This is a genomic window from Bacillus sp. FSL R5-0659 (assembly GCF_038008785.1).
GTDB lineage: Bacteria > Bacillota > Bacilli > Bacillales > Bacillaceae > Bacillus > Bacillus safensis.
The window spans coordinates 2,023,079-2,043,593 of record NZ_JBBOZU010000001.1 but is presented as its reverse complement, the minus strand read 5'-3'; the positions used below and the strand labels follow the sequence as shown (position 1 = coordinate 2,043,593).

The window sequence follows — 20,515 nt, the reverse complement described above, 5'->3', positions numbered from 1 at the left end:
GCAAGCAAGTCATTGCGTTCTTTTTTTATGTATAGAAAATGGCCTTCTTGCTGTATACTAAGCTGTCATGAAAAGAACCTCAAAGAAGGGGAGTCACTGATGAAAAGGTATTGCTTCATAGGTGCAAGCTGTTTTTTGTTCTTCATCTTAGCACCATTTGCCCATGCGCAGCAGACAAACGAATGGGTGGAGCCAGTGAAAGGAGAAGTCACTGACTTGTTTGGGACAAGGGGCGGCTCGCATAAGGGATTAGATATAGCTGCGCCAGAAGGAGAATCCATTTTTGCTGCAAGTGAAGGTGTGGTCACGCGTTCGTATGTATCGGCTACATATGGAGAGGTTGTGTTTATTCAGCATCCAAACGGATACGAAACCGTCTATGCTCATTTACACGAGCGTTTTGTCAAAAAGGGTGACCGAGTACAAGCGGGAGAGCCGATTGGCATCATTGGCAACACAGGAGCCTCTAGAGGCACTCATTTACATTTTGAGGTACATCGTGGCAATTGGTCAGTCAGCAAAGAGGATGCGATAGATCCGCTCAAAATGATTGCAGTGGAACGTTTCAAAGAGCCAGCTCTTCATGTAAATGGACATGAAACAAATACATATGTCATTAAAAAAGGGGACACTCTTTGGTCAATAGCAAAGGCGCATGAAATGACTGTGGAACAATTGAAAAAGATCAATGAGCTGACCACTCACCTCATTCGAACAGGAGACCGTTTAATGGTTTCAAAAAAATAAACCTCATGCTTTTGCATGAGGTTTATCACTGTTTTTTAAAGGTCAATCAGGCGGACAGAAAGAATATCCTGTACTTCCGTTAATTTTTTCACAATTTCATCCTCTAGATGCTTATCAAAAGAAAGCATCATAATGGCTTCGCCGCCTTTTTCTTTACGTCCTACCTGCATTGTTGCGATGTTGACATCATGGTCGCCTAAAATCTGTCCAACCTTTCCAATCACACCAGGTGCATCTGTATGCTGGATGTAGACAAGGTGTCCATCTGGATAAAAATCAATATTAAATCCATTAATAGAAACAACGCGTTCCCCTAGATGCGGGATGTAAGTCGCTTTTAGAGTAAAGGTTGAAAGATCACCTTTGACTTCAATAGAAATACTGTTTTCGTAACCAGATTCGCTGGAAGAAATTTTCTCACTAAAGCTAATGCCGCGTTCTTTTGCGACCATTCCAGCATTTACTTCATTCACAGTCGAATCAACGCGCTCTTTTAAAAAGCCTGAGAGGAGACTTTTTGTGATAAAGGATGTTTCGAGTTTTGAAATAGAGCCTTCATAAGAAATGCCTACTTCTTTTACAGGTTCTCTCATTGATTGAGAGACAAGACGTCCAAGTTTTCCTGCAAACTGATGATAAGGCTGAATCTTTTTGAATTCGTCTTTTGTCATCGCTGGTAGATTAATAGATGACATGACAGGAAGACCTTTGGCAAATTGAAGGACTTCTTCAGATACTTGCGCTGCTACATTTAATTGTGCTTCTTTTGTAGAGGCACCAAGATGCGGAGTTGCAATGACGTGTGGATGATCCACAAGCGGATTATCAGTTGGAGGTTCTACCTCGAATACATCGAGTGCAGCTCCTGCGACATGGCCGCTTTCAAGTGCCTCAAGAAGGTCAGCTTCGTCAATAATGCCGCCGCGTGCACAGTTTACAAGGCGAACACCTTTTTTCGTTTTTGCAATCGTTTCTTTATTGAGAAGTCCTCTTGTTTCTTTTGTTAATGGCGTATGTACAGTAATAATATCTGATACTTCGAGTACTTCATCGAGTGATTTCGCATTGACGCCAATTTTTTCTGCACGTTCCTTTGTGAGAAATGGGTCAAACACGTTGACTGTCATGCCAAACGCTCTTGCACGCTGGGCGATTTCACTTCCGATTCTGCCTAAGCCGACAATCCCAAGAGATTTTCCGTAAAGCTCAGCACCAACATATGCACCTCTGTTCCATTCTTTTGATTTGACAGAAATATTGGCTTGCGGAATATGACGCATAAGTGATGAAATCATGGCGAACGTATGCTCAGCTGTCGAGATCGTATTACCGTTTGGTGCATTGATCACAATGACGCCGTGCTTGGTTGCTTCATCAATGTCAATATTGTCTACTCCCACACCGGCACGGCCGACAATTTTTAATGAAGTCATTTTTTCATAAAGCTCTTTCGTTACTTTCGTGGCACTTCTGACAAGTAAGGCATCAAACGTGTGTAATTCATCTTCTGCTTCTGCTACATTTTTTTGGACAATTTCAACAAAATCTGATTCTAAAAGTGGTAGAAGACCATCATTGCTCATCTTATCTGAGACTAATACTCGAAACATCGTAAGATTTCCTCCTAAAATAAACGTCATAAATATCTGATAATTTACCATATTCCTTTTCACTGTGTCAATCAAATTAAAGCAGTAAAGTGAAAAAGAAAACACGAACATTTCTTTGTGTCTTTATAAAGAATGAACACCTTTAAACAAAAGATAACCAATTTTTGCGCATTTGTCATTAGAATTTTTGTGTTTTTTACGATTTCTTAAAACTGATGAATTTGCTCAGGATTTTTATCTGTACAAATGCTCATATATCATATATAATGATGTCGAATTGAATAATGATCAATCTTCGGGGCAGGGTGTAATTCCCTACCGGCGGTGATGAGCATAGTCTCTAAGCCCGCGAGCCTTTTTGGCAGGATTCGGTGTGATTCCGAAGCCGACAGTATAGTCTGGATGGGAGAAGATGGAGGTTCATAAACGTTGAAAACATTGATGTTTACACGTTTATTTGTCTAGCCCAATTTCCCCGCTCCTGTTTTCAAGGGCGGTTTTTTTGTGGCTAAAATGGAACAATCCTCTTTTCGAAAGATTTGATCGAAAAGGAGAGAGAATATTGAATCAAAGTAAAGTAAAGCGTTTAGTCGTAATCAGTATGCTTAGCAGTATTTCATTTGTTTTAATGTTATTAAACTTCCCGTTCCCTGGGCTTCCAGGATATTTGAAAATTGATTTCAGCGATATTCCAGCGATTATTGCGATTTTAATTTATGGGCCGGGTGCAGGTATTGCTGTTGAGGCGTTAAAAAATGTACTGCATTATCTCATTCATGGCAGTATGTCTGGTGTTCCTGTTGATCAAGTAGCGAACTTTACAGCAGGCGTATTGTTCATTTTACCAGTGGCCTTCATTTTCAAAAAAATCAAATCGGCAAAGGGAATTGTATGGTCTATGTTCTTGGGCACAGTGCTTATGACTGTGATGATGAGTATTTTAAATTACTTCCTGTTTCTGCCAGCTTACACATGGTTTTTAAATGCACCTCAACTTTCGGATAATATGCTCAAGGCGACGATAACAGCAGGGATATTGCCTTTTAATCTTATTAAAGGCATCATCATTACCATCGTGTTTAGCCTCATTTTTGTGAAAATGCGTCCATGGTTTGAAAATAAACGCCGACTTCAAAATAGTTAATATAAAAAAAGCCCCTGCATAAGGGGCTTTAGATTATTGACAAAGGGCTAAAATGGTTTTTATTTTAGCCCTTTGTCTTCTATTCAGCGTGATAGAAAACCTTTGCAGTCTAGGAAGGGTGAGCACCGGAACGGAGCGAATTTGACATTCGTGAGTACCGGCGCGCAGACCTGACAACGAATGCGAGGGTTTGTCTACATGCTGAAAGCCCCTGCATAAGGGGCTTTTATACTATTCATGCTTAAGTGGGTCACCCTCGAAAGATTCGTCCGCAACTTTGATTGAATCCGTTGGACATCCTTCAAATGCGTCAAGCATATCTTCTTCAAGTACTTCTGGAACTTCTACAGTTCCTTGGTTGTCATCAAGCGTAACAAATGCAATGCCTTCATCATCATAATCATAAATGTCTGGAGCAGCTGCACCGCATGCGCCGCAAGCAATACATGTGTCTTTGTCTACAATTGTATATTTTGCCATGTTAAAAAAATACCTCCCAGATTGTTCGATGGAACAAATGGTCTAACCTTTTTAGTTTCACCGATAAAAAACAATTTCCTCAAACCTTATTGTAATGATTTTAATTTCACATTTCAACTGTAAAGTGATTGAGAATGCTTATCACATAAGGGTTTGTTCATAACTTTCCCCCACAAATTGAGTTTAAACATTTCTTCTTCTATGAAATCTGTTAAAATAAAGGGAGAAAATATTCGAATTTTGTCAGGAAGACAGGTGCTTTGGCGAATGACTCTTCATTATTTGGATGTCATGTTAATGGACAGCGTATATAAATTGAACGGCGAACGCTCCATAAGTGCTGTCTACCACCTTTTTAAAGGAAAAAAATCATCACAAACAATACAGGATGCCAGTTTATTTCAGCTTTCAAAGTACTTCGGCTGTTACCCGGGGTTTACGAGGGATCAGCTGAATCGCTCTACTATAAAACTTGACGAAGAGCACTACATCAAAAAAACGGGGGAGACATTCACTGTTACAGATGCAGGACAGTGTATGCTAAACCAGTACTTTTTAGAAAAACCGATGCCCGTTTATTTTCATGGTGCAAAATATCATGATAAAGCAAAGGTGCTATGGATGAGGCTCTCCTTACTTGTACAAGTGCTTTCTCACCATATGGCTGGATCGTATCAATATGTCCCAATACAAAGAGATGTATCCGTACAAAGCTGGACGAAATCCTTCTTAAAACAGCATCACGAGAAGAATAAACTTTCAGAAGAGCTGCATCATGAACTAGAAACGCTTCTTAGCCGTATAAGTGATCAAGAGGCGCTGATTTTTGTTTATTCATTGACGTCAAATGAAAGAATCGGGCGTACGTATCAGCAAATGGCAGAGTGGCTAAAAGAAGATGTGTGGTATGTGTACCTGCTTTTTTGGAATGTCCTTCATTATTTTATTCATGCTGCCCAAAAAGGTGAGGCGCAGATCATGCAAAAGCTCGTAGGTGACCTTGAATTCAAACGCGTGCTAACAACCTCTACTCACAAAACGCTCGAACTTGTGCAAAAAGGCTTTGATATTGATCAGATTGCGCATATTCGTTCATTAAAAAAGGCAACGATCGAAGACCATATTGTCGAGCTTTCCATACATGAACCGAACTTCTCAATAGAGCCGTATGTGAGTGAAGAAGCGCAGCAGGCCATTCATACAGTAGCCAGAGAGCTTCAAACAAATAAAATGAAGCTGATTAAAGAAAAACTCGAACATTCATTTACTTATTTTCAAATACGATTGGCTCTGACAAGGATGGTGAAAGCAAATGGATAAGCTTCATCAGACGCTCATGCGATATTTTGGTTACGACTCATTTAAAACAGGTCAAGAGGACATTATTCAAAGTGTACTAAATCAAAAGGATACCGTTGCCATGCTGCCTACTGGCGGAGGGAAATCCATCTGCTATCAAATTCCCGGCTATATGACAGATGGATTAGTTCTCATTATTTCGCCGCTGTTATCGCTTATGGAGGATCAAGTCGAACGAATGAAAATGCGCGGAGAAAAACGAGTGGCGGCACTGAACAGCACATTGTCTTTTCAGGAGAGACGACATATCATTCGGCATTTGCCATCATATAAATTTTTATTCGTCGCCCCTGAGGCATTAATGTCAGAGGTACTGCTAGAACAGCTCAAATCGATGCATATTGGTTTGTTCGTCGTCGATGAAGCCCATTGTATATCGGAATGGGGGCATGATTTCCGTCCGGAATATTCAAAGCTGGGAGAATGGAGAGAAGCGTTAGGTCATCCTGTCGCCTTAGCACTGACGGCAACTGCAACAAAACAAACACTTAAAGATACCGTGCAAACGTTAAGATTGCAGCATCCGGACTTTCATATTCATTCTGTCAACCGGCCAAACATCGCTTTAGTCAAAGAAGCGCACGAAACGAAAGAAGCAAAAGAGAAACGGGCCATTGAGCTTGTGGAATTCCTGCAAGGCCCCGGTCTGATTTATTGCCCGACTCGGCAAATGACAGAAGATATGGCTCTTTTTATGAAACAAAAAACCCATCAGCGTGTAGAGTATTACCATGGCGGAATGGATGCAGGAGACCGCATGCTTATTCAGCAGCAATTTATCAGCGGACAGCTTGATCTCATTTGTTGCACAAGTGCTTTTGGAATGGGAATTGACAAAGCAGATATACGATTTGTTATTCATATGAGCCCGCCGCAGTCAATTGAAGCATTTATGCAGGAAATTGGAAGAGCAGGACGGGACGGGAAAAACAGTGTGAGCATTCTTTTATATACAGAAGAGGATGCGGACATTCAACAGCATTTAATACAAGCCGAGGGCTTTGATGATCCAGAAATTGATTTTTTCTTAGCCAGGCTGACTCAAATGCAGACAAATGATGAAAAAAAATTACGTGAACAATTGATGGAATCAGGGCTTCAGGAGACACGGGCAAGAATGCTGATCCACTATTACAGGATGTATCAGTCTGACGAGCCTCGTGTGCTCCTGATGAAACTGAAAGAGAAATTGCAGGACAGACAAACAGAAAAACTGAGAAAAGTGTGGCAATTTAAGGAGCGGATCACAGATCATAGCTGCTTTAGACAATCTCTGTTATCATACTTTTACGAACAGCTTGATCAAACGGAGGCCGCATCCTCTGGCAATTGCTGCTCTTCTTGCGGACTTGACCTGTCTGATTATGAAAAAAAAGAACAACCATTGGAGCTGAATGAAATGAAACACTGGAAGACCGTGCTGGATCGTATGTTTCATCTGACAAAAGAGGCGCAGCATTGATCGAACAACATCGCCGAATCATTGAAAAATTAACCGATCGACAAGTCGTAGAACAGCTGTATTTTACGCAGCTGCTGATGCTGGTTATTTCTTTTTTACTAGGGATATTTATGTTCGATCATTGGACAGATTTCACATCCCTGTGGGAGATCCAAGATGCGCGGATACTGACTTATGGAATTGGCGGCGCTGTGCTTGTAATCATTGTGGATGCAATTGTCATGAAGGTGTTTCCTGCTCATATGTATGATGATGGCGGATTAAATGAAAAAATGTTCAAAAACCGCAGCATCCCGCATATTGTTTGGTTAACACTGCTCATCGCCTTTTCAGAGGAAATTCTATTCCGAGGGATCGTCCAGCAGCAATTTGGATTGGAGATTGCTAGTATCGTGTTTGCGCTCCTTCACTTTCGCTACTTATCAAAAATACTCTTGTTTATCCTTGTGGTTTCCATTAGTATTTTTTTAGGACTTTTATACGAGTGGACGGGGAATTTATTTGTTCCTGTCATGACCCATTTTGTCATTGACTTAGTCTTTGCTTGTCAAATTCGTTTGAAATATAGGGGGAGGGATGAACATGGAAGAAATGTCGAGAATGAAGAGAAAGAAGGAGCAGCTGACAAACATCCATGACGATGATGTTGAGAAGATTTTTGAAGAAGAAGTACAGCCTTCAGATGACTCTCACTTTCCTACACGAGAAGATTTTCATGAATATAAAAAGCAGCGCACGAAAAAGGTTCGCAATCCATTGTTTACAACACTGGCTATTATCTTTCCTATTATCGTCGTCACGGTGTTCTTCCTTTTGATCTACTACACGTCAAAGGAAATCAACCATAATAATAATCAAGATGTATATAATATTGATTCTACATCAAGTGCTGACACAGACCCAGTCCCGTCAGCACTTGCCGAAACGAAAAATGACTCAAGCGCTGATAAAGCAGATGCGTCTGATGATGAGAAGCAAAAGAAAGATGAAGAAAAACAGCGATCGAAAGAAAAAGCTGAACAGAAGAAAAAAGAAAAAGCTGCTAAAGAGAAAGAAGAGCGTGAACAAGCAGCGAAAGAAAAAGAGCGGGAGCGAGCTGAAGCTGCCAAAAAGCGTGAACAGCAGCAGCTAGCCCTGCAAAAGCAACAGGAAGAGAAAAAACGAAAAGAAGCTGAAGAGAAAAAGAAGCAGGAAGAAAAGCCAGTTCGTGTCGTGCAGCACACTGTTGGTCCAGAGGAAAACCTGTATCGAATTTCAATGAAGTATTACAAAAACCGTTCGGGTGAAGAGAAAATTAGAGCCTATAATCATTTGAAAGGTAACAGCGTGTACAGTGGTCAAGTGCTGAATATTCCACTAGAAAACTAATCATCTGACATGAATGAAGAAGCAGGCACATACATATGTAGAAAAAAGGGACAGGGTGTATGTGATGACATTGCACGCAATCAGCCGATATATGGATCAGCCAACACAGAAGATGATGGAAACATTGATCAAAAGAAAGCATAAATATGAGGGGTTTGCCAAGCAGTGCAAAAGGTGGCAATGGACAGCCCTTCTATCGCTGGCCATTCTTTTGTTTTATTTTGTGATCACGGCAAATGCGGGAGGCGGCTCGCTTCAGCCGGAAGCCATGATTGCCACACTGCTTGGTCATGAAGTATTTCTGTTTTGGATCATGGCTGAGGTCTTTGCTTTTTATGCTTCTTATTACTATAAGAAAAAAGAAGAAAAAGCTGAAGATGAATATCATCGGCTTCGATGTGAAATTATACAAAAGAGCACAGACTTATGGCCGCAATCAAATCAGTGGAAAGAGCGCGAGGCGGTTTTTCACTATATGCAGAAGCAATTTGACATTAATCTCTATTATGAAAGTAAATAAATGAGAAAAAAAGACGTTTAACAGTTGAAACGTCTTTTTTCATTCAAGCGTCTTATGAAAGAAAGATATGTAAGGGAGCCATTTGTGATGAAATATGCCATCGGACTTACTGCCGCCATTGCGGCTGTTACAACAGGTGTGTGTGTAACGGCAAAAATGGTGAAAACGGCAAAACAAAACAACATCAAAAAGCATTACTTTACAATAGAAGCACTTCAATCAGACCGGCCTGCTGTCATTTTCTTTATTTCTGATACACACAGACGTCTCATAAGTGACACTTTATTAGCAGAAATCAGACAGGAAGAGCCAGATGTGATTATGATTGGCGGAGATTTAGCAGAAAAAGGTGTGCCCTACGCAAGGATTGAAGAAAATGTGAAACGTTTATCAAGAATTGCGCCGGTTTATTTTGTTTGGGGAAATAATGATCATGAGCTGCATCAGCAAAGGTTTAAAGAGATTCTTCATGCATACGATGTCACGACATTGCAAAATGAAACGGCTGTATGGAATTTCGAAGGCCAGCGAATTAAAATTGGAGGAATTGATGATATTCGGCTTGAAAAAGCAGATTATGAAGCGATACGGCCAGAGTTTGTGAAAGAAGATGTCAATATTCTCTTATCACACAATCCAGATGTACATCATTTGATGAGTGAAGAAGAGGGAATCGATCTTGTCCTGAGCGGTCATACGCATGGGGGACAGATCCGAATTGGGAAATTTGGACCGTATGAAAAAGGAAGAACAGGCCAGGTCAAAGGTGCGTTCTTTCTCATTAGTAATGGCTACGGTACAACAAAAATTCCTTTGCGTCTCGGAGCAGAACCAGAAACCCATCTGATCTATTTAATGCCTCTAAAAACGCGTTAACTTGCGGAACCCTCAATATTTTCCATAAAAGTCACCGTAAGCATAGCTTCATGCTTGTCTTCCGTCTTGACACAGTGTAAACTGAATACAAAATTAAGAACCTATGACTCATCATCTCATATACTACAGTATGATGTGTGTTTAGAAGAGGCAGGAGGGAACGTTATGCGACTGGAGCGTCTGAATTATAATAAAATCAAAATTTTTCTCACACTAGATGACCTGACAGACCGAGGTCTTACGAAAGAAGACCTTTGGAAAGATTCGTTCAAAGTCCATCAGCTGTTTAAAGACATGATGAACGAGGCGAATCAGGAGCTCGGTTTTGAAGCGAATGGACCGATTGCTGTTGAAGTATTTTCTCTTCAGGCGCAGGGGATGGTCGTCATTGTCACAAAGAGTCAGCAGGAAGATGCTGATGATGAGTTTGATGAAGATTACATTGAGATGCAAGTCAAGCTCGACGAGAGCAAGCATGTGCTCTATCAATTTGCCTCGTTTGAAGATGTGATTCAACTGTCCCATAGTTTAAGTCGTATTGGACTTTTAGGGGGTACAGTTTACCATTATGAAGGTCAATATTATCTCAGCCTAGATGATGTTGGAGAACTATCCGCTGATACAGTCATTTCAATTTTAGCAGAGTTTGGTTCACCTACGACACTCACCATTCACCGGCTAAAAGAGTATGGAAAAGTGATCATGCAAGAAGATGCTGTGAAAACGATTCAAATGTATTTTTAATCACTTTTTTCTATTATATTTAATACTGTTGTGATGAAACAACAGTATTTTTTTATATCCTTTTTTATATTTATAAACGCTGATATTTTATTTTGATAAAAAACGCTTTTTACCTTTGCTTTACCAGTACGAAGGTGTATACTATTGCTTGAAAGGGAGCAGTAGATCATGAAAGATTTCTAGGGGGTTTATTTTAATGGCAGCCGATCAAAACGCCGCTCATAACGCAGAAGATAAGCTAGATGTTTTAAAGTCAACTCAAACCGTCATACATAAAGCGCTAGACAAATTAGGGTATCCGCAGGAAGTGTATGAATTGCTGAAGGAGCCAATTCGTCTATTAACGGTCAAAATTCCAGTACGTATGGATGATGGATCTGTGAAAATCTTCACTGGTTACCGCGCACAGCACAATGATGCTGTCGGTCCAACAAAAGGCGGAATTCGTTTCCACCCGAACGTTACGGAAAAAGAAGTAAAAGCGCTTTCAATTTGGATGAGTTTAAAATGTGGAATTGTGGATCTTCCTTATGGCGGAGGAAAAGGCGGTATTATCTGTGATCCAAGAGAAATGTCATTCAGAGAGCTTGAAAAACTTAGCCGCGGCTATGTTCGCGCCATCAGTCAAATTGTTGGACCAACAAAAGATGTTCCAGCACCAGACGTGTTTACGAACTCTCAAATTATGGCATGGATGATGGATGAATATTCTAGAATTGATGAGTTTAACTCGCCAGGATTTATTACAGGAAAACCAATTGTTCTTGGAGGATCACACGGACGTGATACTGCAACAGCAAAAGGTGTGACGATCTGCATCAAAGAAGCGGCGAAGAAAAAAGGAATTGACATTAACGGGGCTCGTGTTGTCGTACAGGGATTCGGAAATGCAGGGAGCTACTTAGCTAAATTCATGTATGATGCTGGAGCGAAAATCGTAGGGATTTCAGATGCGTACGGCGGATTATACGATGAAGATGGTCTAGATATTGACTACTTGCTTGACCGACGTGACAGCTTTGGAACCGTCACTAAATTATTTAACGATACAATTACAAACCAAGAGCTGCTTGAGCTGGATTGTGATATCCTAGTACCTGCAGCCATTGAAAACCAAATCACAGAAGATAATGCGGCAAACATTAAAGCCAAAATTGTCGTTGAAGCAGCAAATGGTCCAACGACACTGGAAGGAACCAAAATTCTTTCAGATCGTGGTGTACTACTTGTCCCAGACGTACTTGCGAGTGCGGGTGGTGTAACTGTTTCTTACTTTGAATGGGTTCAGAATAACCAAGGGTTCTACTGGACTGAAGAAGAAGTTGAAACTCGTTTAGAAGATATGATGGTGAAATCATTTAATAATATTTATGAAATGGCGCAAAACCGCCGGATTGATATGCGTCTTGCTGCATATATGGTCGGTGTACGTAAAATGGCTGAAGCTTCTCGATTCAGAGGCTGGATTTAAGCGGCTGATTTGCATCGCGCCTTAAAATCTCCTATCCTTAAATAGGAGATTTTTTTATGGAATGGAACAAAGAATCAAACAGCCCAGCAATTGTTATTGCAGTGAAATGACAGGAGTGGAACAAATGAAACAAGAAAAAGCGATCATAATAGGAGGCGGCCCATGCGGACTATCAGCTGCCATCGCATTCAAGCAAATTGGGATTGATGCACTTGTGATTGAAAAGGGGAATGTCGTGAACAGTATTTATCATTACCCAACACATCAAACCTTTTTTAGTACAAGTGAAAAGCTTGAAATCGGTGATGTCGCTTTTATTACTGAGAATCGTAAGCCCGTTCGTATTCAGGCACTTTCCTATTACCGAGAGGTCGTCAGACGAAAAAAACTGCGTGTACATGCTTTTGAAAAAGTAAACGCCGTGAAGAAACAAGATGGCCGTTTTACGGTGAATACATCAAAAGACGATTATTCATGTGATTACGTCGTCATTGCGACTGGGTATTATGATCATCCAAATTATATGAACGTCAAAGGAGAAGACCTTCCCCACGTGTATCACTATTTTAAAGAAGGGCACCCATATTTTGATAAAGATGTGACGGTGATCGGCGGGAAGAACTCCAGTGTGGATGCTGCGCTAGAACTTGTGAAATGCGGAAGCAGAGTCACTGTGCTTTATAGAGGAACTGAATATTCATCCAGCATCAAACCTTGGATTTTACCAGAGTTTGAAGCGCTTGTCCGTAATGGAACGATTCAAATGGAGTTTGGCGCGCAGGTGATAGAAATCACAGAAGAAGAAGTGATCTTTACAAACCAGCAAGATCAAACGGATCGAGTGAAAAGTGACTATGTATTTGCCATGACTGGCTATCATCCAGATCATTCTTTCTTAGAAAAAATGGGTGTCACGATTGATCAAGAATCAGGCCGTCCAGCATTTGATGAACAAACGATGGAAACGAATGTTGAAGGTATTTTCATTGCAGGAGTCATTGCTGCTGGAAATAATGCGAATGAAATTTTCATCGAAAATGGAAGATTTCATGGCGGACTCATTGCAGAAGAAATCAACAAAAGAATCAACGGATAAAAAAAGAACTGGATCCTTCAAAGGGGTTCAGTTCTTTTTTTATAAATTGGGATTATATAGAAATTTATTTTTAGAAAAATGGGCCCGAGTCATATAAAAAAAGGGTAAATCATGGTACGATAATGAAGGATAATGTAGGGAAAGAGGTCTGGTTATGATCGCAATCATCTCAGCAGGTTTAGCTCCCGGCATCGCACTTTTAAGTTATTTTTATTTGAAAGATCAGTACGACAATGAGCCGGTTCATATGGTCATCAGATCTTTTATGCTAGGTGTCATACTTGTGTTTCCAACCATGTTTATTCAATATGTCCTTCAAGAGGAAAATATCGCAACAAACCCTATCTTGATTTCATTTGTGACGTCGGGCTTTTTAGAGGAATCATTAAAATGGTTTATTTTAATGGTCAGCGTTTATGCGCATGCTCAGTTTGACGAACATTATGACGGGATTGTGTATGGAACGAGTGTCTCACTTGGTTTTGCAACACTTGAAAATATTCTTTACTTAGTCGGTCATGGGGTCGAATATGCGTTTACCCGTGCTTTATTACCTGTATCAAGTCACGCATTATTTGGTGTTGTGATGGGATTTTATATCGGAAAAGCCCGCTTCTCTGATAAAAAAGAACAGCGCAAATGGCTGATCCTTTCTTTAACGCTCCCTGTGCTGTTTCACGGCCTGTATGATTTCATTCTATTAGGGATGAAAAACTGGGGATATATCATGGTGCCGTTCATGATTTTTTTATGGTGGTTTGGTTTAAGGAAAGCAAAAAAAGCCCGTGCGGTAAAAATGGTGCAAATTTAATTTTTGAAAACGTCCTATTTGTTGATAGGGCGTTTTTTGTCTTTTCCATCCAATTCTCTCCTGTGTTGAATGTATAAAAATAGGGATCGGAAGAAACATATATTCAAACATCAAAAGTACAGGAGGATCAAATATGGATAAAGCTCGTTTCATAAAACAAATCGTTCTTATCTTCTCAATCGTTCTTCTTGCGTCTTCTCTTTTGACAGAGAGTAAAAGTGAAGCCTTCACCAGCCAAGTCATCCAGCGGGGCGCAACAGGAGAAGATGTAGTCGAACTGCAAGCGCGTCTCCAATACAATGGTTTTTACAATGGCAAAATTGATGGCGTCTATGGCTGGGGGACGTACTGGGCCGTTCGTAACTTTCAAAGCCAATTTGGCATCAAGAAGGTCGATGGACTTGTAGGCGAGAAAACAAAAAGCTTATTAGTTCAAAAGACGAAATACTACAAAGAATTTGTTCAAAAGCAGCTGCAGCAAGGGAACCAGTTTACCCATTATGGCGGAAAGCCTCTTGATCAGCAAACAAAGGCTCCGAAAAGAAGCTCGCAAAAAAAGACAGCTCAAGGTACAAAAGAAAATCAAAAAAGTCAAAGTGGATCATCTGCGAAGTCTGGCAATCAGTCAGGCAGCCAGCAGGGAAATCAAACACCGAAACAAACAGCAGCCAACATGCCTGGTGGTTTTTCTAGTAATGACATTCAGCTCTTGTCGCAAGCTGTTTACAGTGAAGCAAGAGGTGAGCCATATGAAGGACAGGTGGCCATCGCGGCCGTGATCTTAAACCGTTTGAACAATCCGACCTTTCCAAATACGATCGCAGGGGTCATTTTTGAACCGTTAGCGTTTACCGCTGTTGCAGATGGGCAATTTTATATGACGCCAGATGAAACGGCAAAAAAGGCTGTGTTTGATGCAATCAATGGCTGGGACCCATCTGAGAGCGCCATTTATTACTTTAATCCTGATACAGCAACAAGTCCATGGATTTGGGGAAGACCACAAATTAAACGAATCGGGAAACATATATTCTGCGAATAAAAAGAGGTGTAAATAAATGATCAGAGGAATATTGATTGCTATTTTAGGAATTGCTGTCATCTCAACAGGTTACTGGGGCTATAAAGAACATCAAGAAAAAGACGCCGTGCTGCTTCATGCTGAGAACAACTACCAAAGAGCCTTCCACGATTTAACGTATCAGGTGGATCAGCTGCATGACAAACTGGGCGCAACACTTGCGATGAACAGCCAAACATCCATCTCACCAGCACTTGCAGATGTATGGAGAATGTCATCAGAAGCGCATAACAATGTCAGCCAGCTCCCGCTCACATTGATGCCTTTTAATAAAACGGAAGAATTCCTGGCGAATGTCGGAGACTTTAGCTACAAATCATCAGTCAAAACTTTATCAGACGAACCATTAAATAAAGATACACACAAAACCATTACAGCTCTATATAATCAAGCATCAGATATCCAAAACGAACTTAGACAAGTGCAGCACCTCGTCCTTAATAAAAACTTAAAATGGATGGATGTTGAAATGGCGCTGGCTGACGGCGATCGAAAGAACGATAACACCATCATTGACGGGCTGAAAACAGTCGAGAGAAATGCAGATGCGTTTGCAGATGTCGATCTTGGGCCTACAAATGTGTCGACAGAAAAAGAAACACAAGGCTACAATCATCTAAAAGGCGATAAGATTTCAAAAAAAGAAGCGATCCGCATTGCACAGCAATTCACACCCGACCATAATCAACATTTTAAAGTGAGAAAAAGCGGCAGCAAAACCAATCGTGACGTGTATAGCTTATCGATGTCTGATCCAGACAGCCATGCTAACTTTTACTTAGACTTAACTGAAAAAGGAGGGCACCCAGTCTACCTTCTTCAGAATCGTGACGTGAAAAAACAAAAAATCAGTTTGAATGCTGCATCAGAAAAAGCACTCAGCTTTTTAAAAAAGCACGGATTTGACACAGAATCGTTCCATTTAGATGAAAGTGCACAATTTGATAATATCGGTGTATTTACCTATGTGCCTCTTCAAAAAAATGTATTACTTTATCCAGATAGTATACGCATGAAAGTCGCATTGGATGATGGCGAGGTTGTTGGGTTTTCAGCGAAGGACTACTTAACGAATCATAAAACTCGAGACATCAAAGCACCGAAAATCTCTCAAAAAGAAGCACAGAAAACATTGAATCAGCATGTAAAGATCGAAGATACTCATTTGGCGATTGTGCAAAATGATATGTCAGAGGAAGTTCTGTGCTATGAGTTCCTCGGAACGATAAAAAACGATACGTACCGCATGTTCATTAATGCAGATACTGGAAAAGAAGAACGGGTAGATAAACTGAAAAATGCAGAACCTATATATAAAGACCTATAGAAAAGGAAGCGAGGAAAAGGCTAATAAGTCTTTTCCTTTTGTTTTAGACATGGTTTAATATAGGAGAGGATACGATTTCACAGATGAAAAGAGTGATGAGGAATGTTACAAATAGGGGATGCAATCACAATTGAATATGTCAATGAGAACAAAGAAGTGAAAACAGCAAAATCGAAGGTTTTGGAAAATAATAACGATGATATTTGTATTAATTATCCAGCAGATAAAGAAACGGGCCGCACCATCTACTTAAATCAGCAAACAGAAATCACCGTCTTCTTTTTTGACGAAAATCAAATTCCATACAAATGTACAAGCGAAGTCATTGGAAAAAGAAAAGAAGATATTCCGATGATTGTTATTTCCATTCCGCCAAAAGAAAAAATGATCCGGCTTCAGCGAAGAGAATATTTGAGAGTGGATACGATGATCAAAGCCACCATCATGCAAACGGACGAAGAGCCCTTTGACACGTTTATTGTGAATATAAGTGCTGGCGGCGTGGCGATTGCTGTTCCTGAGGGCGTGTCATTGAAAGATTATGGAGAAGTGGCCTCAGAGTTTGAACTTCCCTTAAAAGAGCCCGTGAAAATTAAAGCGGTTGCAGAGATGAATCGAGTATATCAAGATGAACAGTCTGGCAAAACAAGAGCGATCATGGAGTTTTCAGAGATCACAAATGACCACCAGCAGCACATTATGAAATACTGCTTCCAGCAGCAGCTTTTAACACGTGTGAAAAAAGCATAAGAATAAAGGGTGTAAAAAGCTTCCATACTAGAGAGGAAAGAATCTAGTGTGGAGGCTTTTTGTATGAAGACAATGGAAAGATGGTTATTGAAAGTGGTACTCATTCAGCTTATTTTATTGCTAACTGTTCAGATCACACTTCATTTGACGAAAGGAGAACTTTTTTTGTCAAAAGTCGTGCAGTATGAGGGTGTGAATAACATGAGCATTGAAGAATGGATTGAGACGTTTAAGCAGAAGGATTGATAGAAAATTCCCCCGTTTGAGCGGTGATCGTGTTACAATTCATAAGGGAGATTCAATCAAGGAGAGGTATTATGAAAAAGAAATTATCTATTGCAATTGATGGTCCTGCAGCAGCAGGCAAAAGCACTGTGGCAAAAATTGTCGCAGCCAAAAAATCATATATTTATATTGATACAGGTGCCATGTACCGCGCGATTACACTTGCGGCACTTAATCAAGGTGTAGACCTTGAAGACGAACAGGCACTTGATTCATTACTGAAAAAAACAGTCATTGAACTTGTAACAACAGGCGAGGGTCAAAAAGTCCATCTAAACAATACGGATGTCACAGAGGATATTCGTACAGACCGCGTAAGCAACCAAGTATCGGTTGTTGCAAAGCACAGAGCTGTTCGGGAAGAAATGGTCCGCAGGCAGCAAGAGCTTGGCAAACGAGGTGGTGTCGTTATGGATGGAAGAGACATAGGCACTCACGTACTTCCAGATGCCGAAGTGAAAATTTTCTTGCTTGCATCAGTAGAAGAAAGAGCAAAACGCCGCTTTGAAGAGAATCAGAAAAAAGGCTACGATGTCAATTACGATCAGCTGATTGAAGAGATTGCAAGACGTGACAAGCTTGATTCTGAGCGTGAAGTTTCACCTTTAAAGAAAGCGGATGACGCCATTGAAATTGACACAACCTCCCTTTCTATTCAAGAGGTGGCAGGGAAAATTTTAGATGCAGCAGACCGCGTAGAGAAACAGTAAGAAATTTTAGAAAACTTTAATAAGTTAGAGGTTTATCTCTTGACAAACAAGGTCTTTTATTAGAAGTTTATACTAATACTATTTTTATTGATCATTCAAGCAATTATATTGATTTGAATGTTTCTATAATACATATTCGGCTGGCATTCATCATGCTTAAGACACATATTCGCCCAGTCGTTTTAACTAAGCTGTGTAGGTTTGGACCAAGGAGGTTATCGAAATGACAGAGGAAATGAATCAAATCGATGTTCAGGTACCAGAGGTTGGAGATGTAGTGAAAGGGATTGTTTCTAAAGTTGAGGACAAGCATGTCAATGTAGATATCGTCAATGTGAAACAACCTGGTATCATCCCAATCAGTGAATTATCAAGTCTTCACGTTGAAAAAGCATCAGATGTCGTGAAAGATGGCGACGAGTTAGAGCTTAAAGTAACAAAGGTCGAAGACGATGCTTTGATTTTATCTAAACGTGCTGTTGATGCAGACCGCGCTTGGGAAGACCTAGAGAAAAAGTTTGAAACAAAAGAAGTATTTGAAGCTGAAGTAAAAGACGTTGTAAAAGGTGGTCTTGTCGTTGACATTGGTGTGCGCGGATTTATTCCTGCATCTCTTGTAGAAGCACACTATGTAGAAGACTTCACAGATTACAAAGGGAAAACACTCTCACTTGTCGTGGTAGAACTTGACCGCGAAAAAAATCGCGTGATTCTCTCGCACCGTGCAGTCGTTGAGCAAGAGCAGTTAGACAAAAAGCAAGACTTCCTGCAAAAGCTTGAAGTAGGCAGTGTGATTGATGGTAAAGTGCAGAGGCTTACTGATTTTGGTGCATTTGTTGACATTGGCGGCATTGATGGATTAGTTCACATTTCTCAACTATCCCATGCGCATGTTGAAAAGCCATCTGACGTAGTAGAAGAAGGACAGGAAGTCCAGGTCAAAGTACTTGCTGTTGATCGTGATAACGAACGTATCTCACTATCTATTAAAGAAACATTACCAGGACCTTGGAGCCAAATTGGTGAAAAGGTAAAACAAGGTGATGTGCTTGAAGGAACTGTTCAACGTCTTGTGAGCTTTGGTGCATTTGTTGAAATTCTGCCAGGTGTAGAAGGGCTTGTGCATATTTCCCAAATCTCTCATAAACATATCGGCACGCCGCAAGAAGTCCTTGAAGAAGGGCAGACTGTCAAAGTGAAAGTGCTTGATGTGAATGAAGACGAAGAGCGCATCTCACTAAGCATTCGTGATTTAGAAGAAAATCCTGAAAAACAAATCGAAGAGGATTATCGTCAATATCAGGCGAAAGAAGAAAACACAAGCGGATTCCAGCTTGGTGACCTGATCGGCGATAAACTCAATAAACTAAAATAATTTGGTGATCAAAATTGACGCGAGCAGAAAGAAAGAAACAGCATATTGAGCATGCGTTGTCCACTGGCCAGCATGCAGCAACAGGTTTAGAAGATGTTTCCTTCGTTCACGCCAGTTTACCAGATCTTGCAACATCACAAATTGATACACATACGACAATTGGCGGACTGACTTTCGGTTCGCCAATTTTTATCAATGCAATGACTGGCGGGGGCGGAGAATCTACCTATGAGATCAACCGCTCTTTATCGATCGCAGCGAAGGAGACCAATATCCCAGTAGCAGTTGGATCACAAATGGCTGCACTGAAAGATAAAGAAGAAAGACGAACATATGAAATCGTTCGTAAAGTCAATCCGGATGGAATTGTATTTGCGAATTTAGGCAGTGAAGCGACGATTAAGCAAGCTCAAGAAGCAGTCAGCATGCTCGAGGCAAATATGCTCCAGATTCACCTGAATGTCATCCAAGAGATTGTCATGCCTGAAGGGGATCGCGATTTCAGGGGGGCGCTTGAGCGGATTGCAGCTATTGCTCAATCTGTTGGTGTGCCTGTTGTCGTGAAGGAAGTCGGATTTGGCATGAGCAAGGAGACGGCAAGAAAGTTATTCCATGCTGGGGTTGCAGCCATTGATGTAGGCGGATTTGGTGGGACGAACTTTTCTAAGATTGAAAATCTCCGCCGCCAAAAAGCCCTTCGTTATTTTGATCAATGGGGGATTCCAACTGCAGCGAGTCTTGCTGAAGTACATACAGCCTTTCAGAATCAAACGATTTTAGCCTCCGGAGGTATCCAAGATGCTCTTGATGTAACCAAATCATTAGCTCTTGGCGCATCTGCTGCTGGTCTTGCTGGATTTTTCTTAAAATCATTGACCAGTGGAGGAGAAAGCGGCCTCATCGCAGATATCATGGATCTTCAAGAAGATATCAAGATGATGATGACAGTGCTTGGCGTGAAGACGATTGAAGAACTGAGACAAGCTCCAGTTGTGATCTCAGGGGAAACAAGTCATTGGCTCAAAGAAAGAGGCGTTGACACAACGTACTATAGTAAGAGAGGCATGTGATATCACATGCCTTTTTTTATTGATTTCTTTTTCGAGCGCTTTCTGGACCTTCTAATGCTGTTGCACCTTTATGATGAATGGATTGATCACGGTCAGATTCCACTCTTTTTGACGCCTTTAAACGCTTTTCCTGTCTATCTTTTCCCATCATGTATCCCTCCTCAATCATTAGGGTTTCACCTCTTGTTTATTTCATACAGAGCCGGTAACGATCCGCATGTTTAAAAAT

22 protein-coding genes and 1 riboswitch are annotated in these 20,515 nt (G+C 40.7%); of the genes, 19 read left to right on the top strand and 3 right to left on the bottom strand.

The features are described from left to right. Positions 1-99 precede the first annotated feature (99 nt). Positions 100-747 (top strand): peptidoglycan DD-metalloendopeptidase family protein, encoded by a 648-nt coding sequence (locus NSQ72_RS10315; RefSeq protein ID WP_341083985.1) that lies wholly within the window; start codon positions 100-102, stop codon positions 745-747. A gap of 35 nt (positions 748-782) precedes the next feature. Here the strand turns inward: NSQ72_RS10315 and serA are convergent, their stop codons facing one another. Then, a complete protein-coding gene (gene serA / locus NSQ72_RS10310) occupies positions 783-2,357 on the bottom strand; it encodes a phosphoglycerate dehydrogenase (protein WP_024422834.1) in 1,575 nt (524 codons plus the stop codon). A gap of 287 nt (positions 2,358-2,644) precedes the next feature. Continuing rightward, positions 2,645-2,775: riboswitch (FMN riboswitch) on the top strand. A gap of 144 nt (positions 2,776-2,919) precedes the next feature. Between serA and NSQ72_RS10305 the strand changes: the two genes are divergently transcribed. Further along, the gene (locus NSQ72_RS10305; RefSeq protein ID WP_024428075.1) at positions 2,920-3,501 is read left to right on the top strand and encodes an ECF transporter S component; all 582 of its coding nucleotides are present in this window, start codon (positions 2,920-2,922) and stop codon (positions 3,499-3,501) included. A gap of 231 nt (positions 3,502-3,732) precedes the next feature. Here NSQ72_RS10305 and NSQ72_RS10300 read toward each other — a convergent pair whose 3' ends face one another. Continuing rightward, positions 3,733-3,981, bottom strand: a complete 249-nt coding sequence (locus NSQ72_RS10300; RefSeq protein WP_003215700.1) for a ferredoxin — start codon at positions 3,979-3,981, stop codon at positions 3,733-3,735. Positions 3,982-4,248: 267 nt separating this feature from the next. On the opposite strand from NSQ72_RS10300, the gene NSQ72_RS10295 reads away from it, so the two are divergent. From NSQ72_RS10295 to fni, 17 genes are all read left to right on the top strand, one after another. Further along, positions 4,249-5,301, top strand: a complete 1,053-nt coding sequence (locus NSQ72_RS10295) for a helix-turn-helix domain-containing protein (protein ID WP_341083984.1) — start codon at positions 4,249-4,251, stop codon at positions 5,299-5,301. Next, on the top strand, positions 5,294-6,802 hold the full coding sequence (locus tag NSQ72_RS10290; protein ID WP_341083982.1) for a RecQ family ATP-dependent DNA helicase: 1,509 nt from the start codon (positions 5,294-5,296) through the stop codon (positions 6,800-6,802). Before NSQ72_RS10295 ends, NSQ72_RS10290 begins: the two co-directional genes overlap by 8 nt. Next, the gene (locus tag NSQ72_RS10285) at positions 6,799-7,440 is read left to right on the top strand and encodes a CPBP family intramembrane glutamic endopeptidase (RefSeq protein WP_041109653.1); all 642 of its coding nucleotides are present in this window, start codon (positions 6,799-6,801) and stop codon (positions 7,438-7,440) included. The genes NSQ72_RS10290 and NSQ72_RS10285 overlap by 4 nt, the downstream gene beginning before the upstream one ends. Continuing rightward, the gene (locus tag NSQ72_RS10280) at positions 7,385-8,170 is read left to right on the top strand and encodes a LysM peptidoglycan-binding domain-containing protein (protein ID WP_039179605.1); all 786 of its coding nucleotides are present in this window, start codon (positions 7,385-7,387) and stop codon (positions 8,168-8,170) included. The genes NSQ72_RS10285 and NSQ72_RS10280 overlap by 56 nt, the downstream gene beginning before the upstream one ends. Positions 8,171-8,234: 64 nt before the next feature. Then, positions 8,235-8,690 carry a DUF2663 family protein gene (locus NSQ72_RS10275; protein WP_341083981.1) on the top strand — a complete coding sequence of 152 codons (456 nt, stop codon included), beginning with the start codon at positions 8,235-8,237 and terminating at the stop codon, positions 8,688-8,690. Between the two features lie 87 nt (positions 8,691-8,777). Beyond that, positions 8,778-9,566 carry a metallophosphoesterase gene (locus tag NSQ72_RS10270; protein WP_341083979.1) on the top strand — a complete coding sequence of 263 codons (789 nt, stop codon included), beginning with the start codon at positions 8,778-8,780 and terminating at the stop codon, positions 9,564-9,566. Between the two features lie 165 nt (positions 9,567-9,731). Then, on the top strand, positions 9,732-10,310 hold the full coding sequence (locus tag NSQ72_RS10265; protein ID WP_024428080.1) for a genetic competence negative regulator: 579 nt from the start codon (positions 9,732-9,734) through the stop codon (positions 10,308-10,310). Between the two features lie 196 nt (positions 10,311-10,506). Beyond that, positions 10,507-11,781, top strand: coding sequence for a Glu/Leu/Phe/Val family dehydrogenase (locus NSQ72_RS10260; RefSeq protein WP_007500982.1), 1,275 nt, complete (start codon positions 10,507-10,509; stop codon positions 11,779-11,781). 124 nt (positions 11,782-11,905) lie between these two features. Beyond that, on the top strand, positions 11,906-12,877 hold the full coding sequence (locus NSQ72_RS10255; protein WP_341085021.1) for a YpdA family putative bacillithiol disulfide reductase: 972 nt from the start codon (positions 11,906-11,908) through the stop codon (positions 12,875-12,877). Positions 12,878-13,031: 154 nt separating this feature from the next. Continuing rightward, positions 13,032-13,688 carry a glutamic-type intramembrane protease PrsW gene (prsW, locus tag NSQ72_RS10250; RefSeq protein ID WP_024422824.1) on the top strand — a complete coding sequence of 219 codons (657 nt, stop codon included), beginning with the start codon at positions 13,032-13,034 and terminating at the stop codon, positions 13,686-13,688. Positions 13,689-13,821: 133 nt separating this feature from the next. Further along, positions 13,822-14,730, top strand: coding sequence for a spore cortex-lytic enzyme (sleB, locus tag NSQ72_RS10245; protein ID WP_039179596.1), 909 nt, complete (start codon positions 13,822-13,824; stop codon positions 14,728-14,730). Between the two features lie 16 nt (positions 14,731-14,746). Continuing rightward, complete coding sequence (gene ypeB, locus NSQ72_RS10240; RefSeq protein ID WP_039179595.1) at positions 14,747-16,096, top strand: germination protein YpeB; 1,350 nt, start codon at positions 14,747-14,749, stop codon at positions 16,094-16,096. Between the two features lie 102 nt (positions 16,097-16,198). After that, complete coding sequence (locus NSQ72_RS10235; protein WP_341083975.1) at positions 16,199-16,846, top strand: flagellar brake protein; 648 nt, start codon at positions 16,199-16,201, stop codon at positions 16,844-16,846. A 63-nt stretch (positions 16,847-16,909) separates the two neighbouring features. Continuing rightward, on the top strand, positions 16,910-17,092 hold the full coding sequence (locus NSQ72_RS10230; protein ID WP_251180432.1) for a DUF5359 family protein: 183 nt from the start codon (positions 16,910-16,912) through the stop codon (positions 17,090-17,092). Between the two features lie 71 nt (positions 17,093-17,163). Next, positions 17,164-17,841 carry a (d)CMP kinase gene (cmk, locus tag NSQ72_RS10225; protein ID WP_039179588.1) on the top strand — a complete coding sequence of 226 codons (678 nt, stop codon included), beginning with the start codon at positions 17,164-17,166 and terminating at the stop codon, positions 17,839-17,841. Positions 17,842-18,064: 223 nt separating this feature from the next. Then, entirely contained in the window at positions 18,065-19,216 is a 1,152-nt protein-coding gene (rpsA, locus tag NSQ72_RS10220) for a 30S ribosomal protein S1 (RefSeq protein ID WP_041085926.1), read from the top strand. A 14-nt stretch (positions 19,217-19,230) separates the two neighbouring features. After that, on the top strand, positions 19,231-20,286 hold the full coding sequence (fni, locus tag NSQ72_RS10215; RefSeq protein ID WP_341083972.1) for a type 2 isopentenyl-diphosphate Delta-isomerase: 1,056 nt from the start codon (positions 19,231-19,233) through the stop codon (positions 20,284-20,286). Positions 20,287-20,302: 16 nt separating this feature from the next. Here fni and NSQ72_RS10210 read toward each other — a convergent pair whose 3' ends face one another. Then, the gene (locus NSQ72_RS10210; protein ID WP_064497540.1) at positions 20,303-20,434 is read right to left on the bottom strand and encodes a YpzI family protein; all 132 of its coding nucleotides are present in this window, start codon (positions 20,432-20,434) and stop codon (positions 20,303-20,305) included. Between the last annotated feature and the right edge of the window lie 81 nt (positions 20,435-20,515).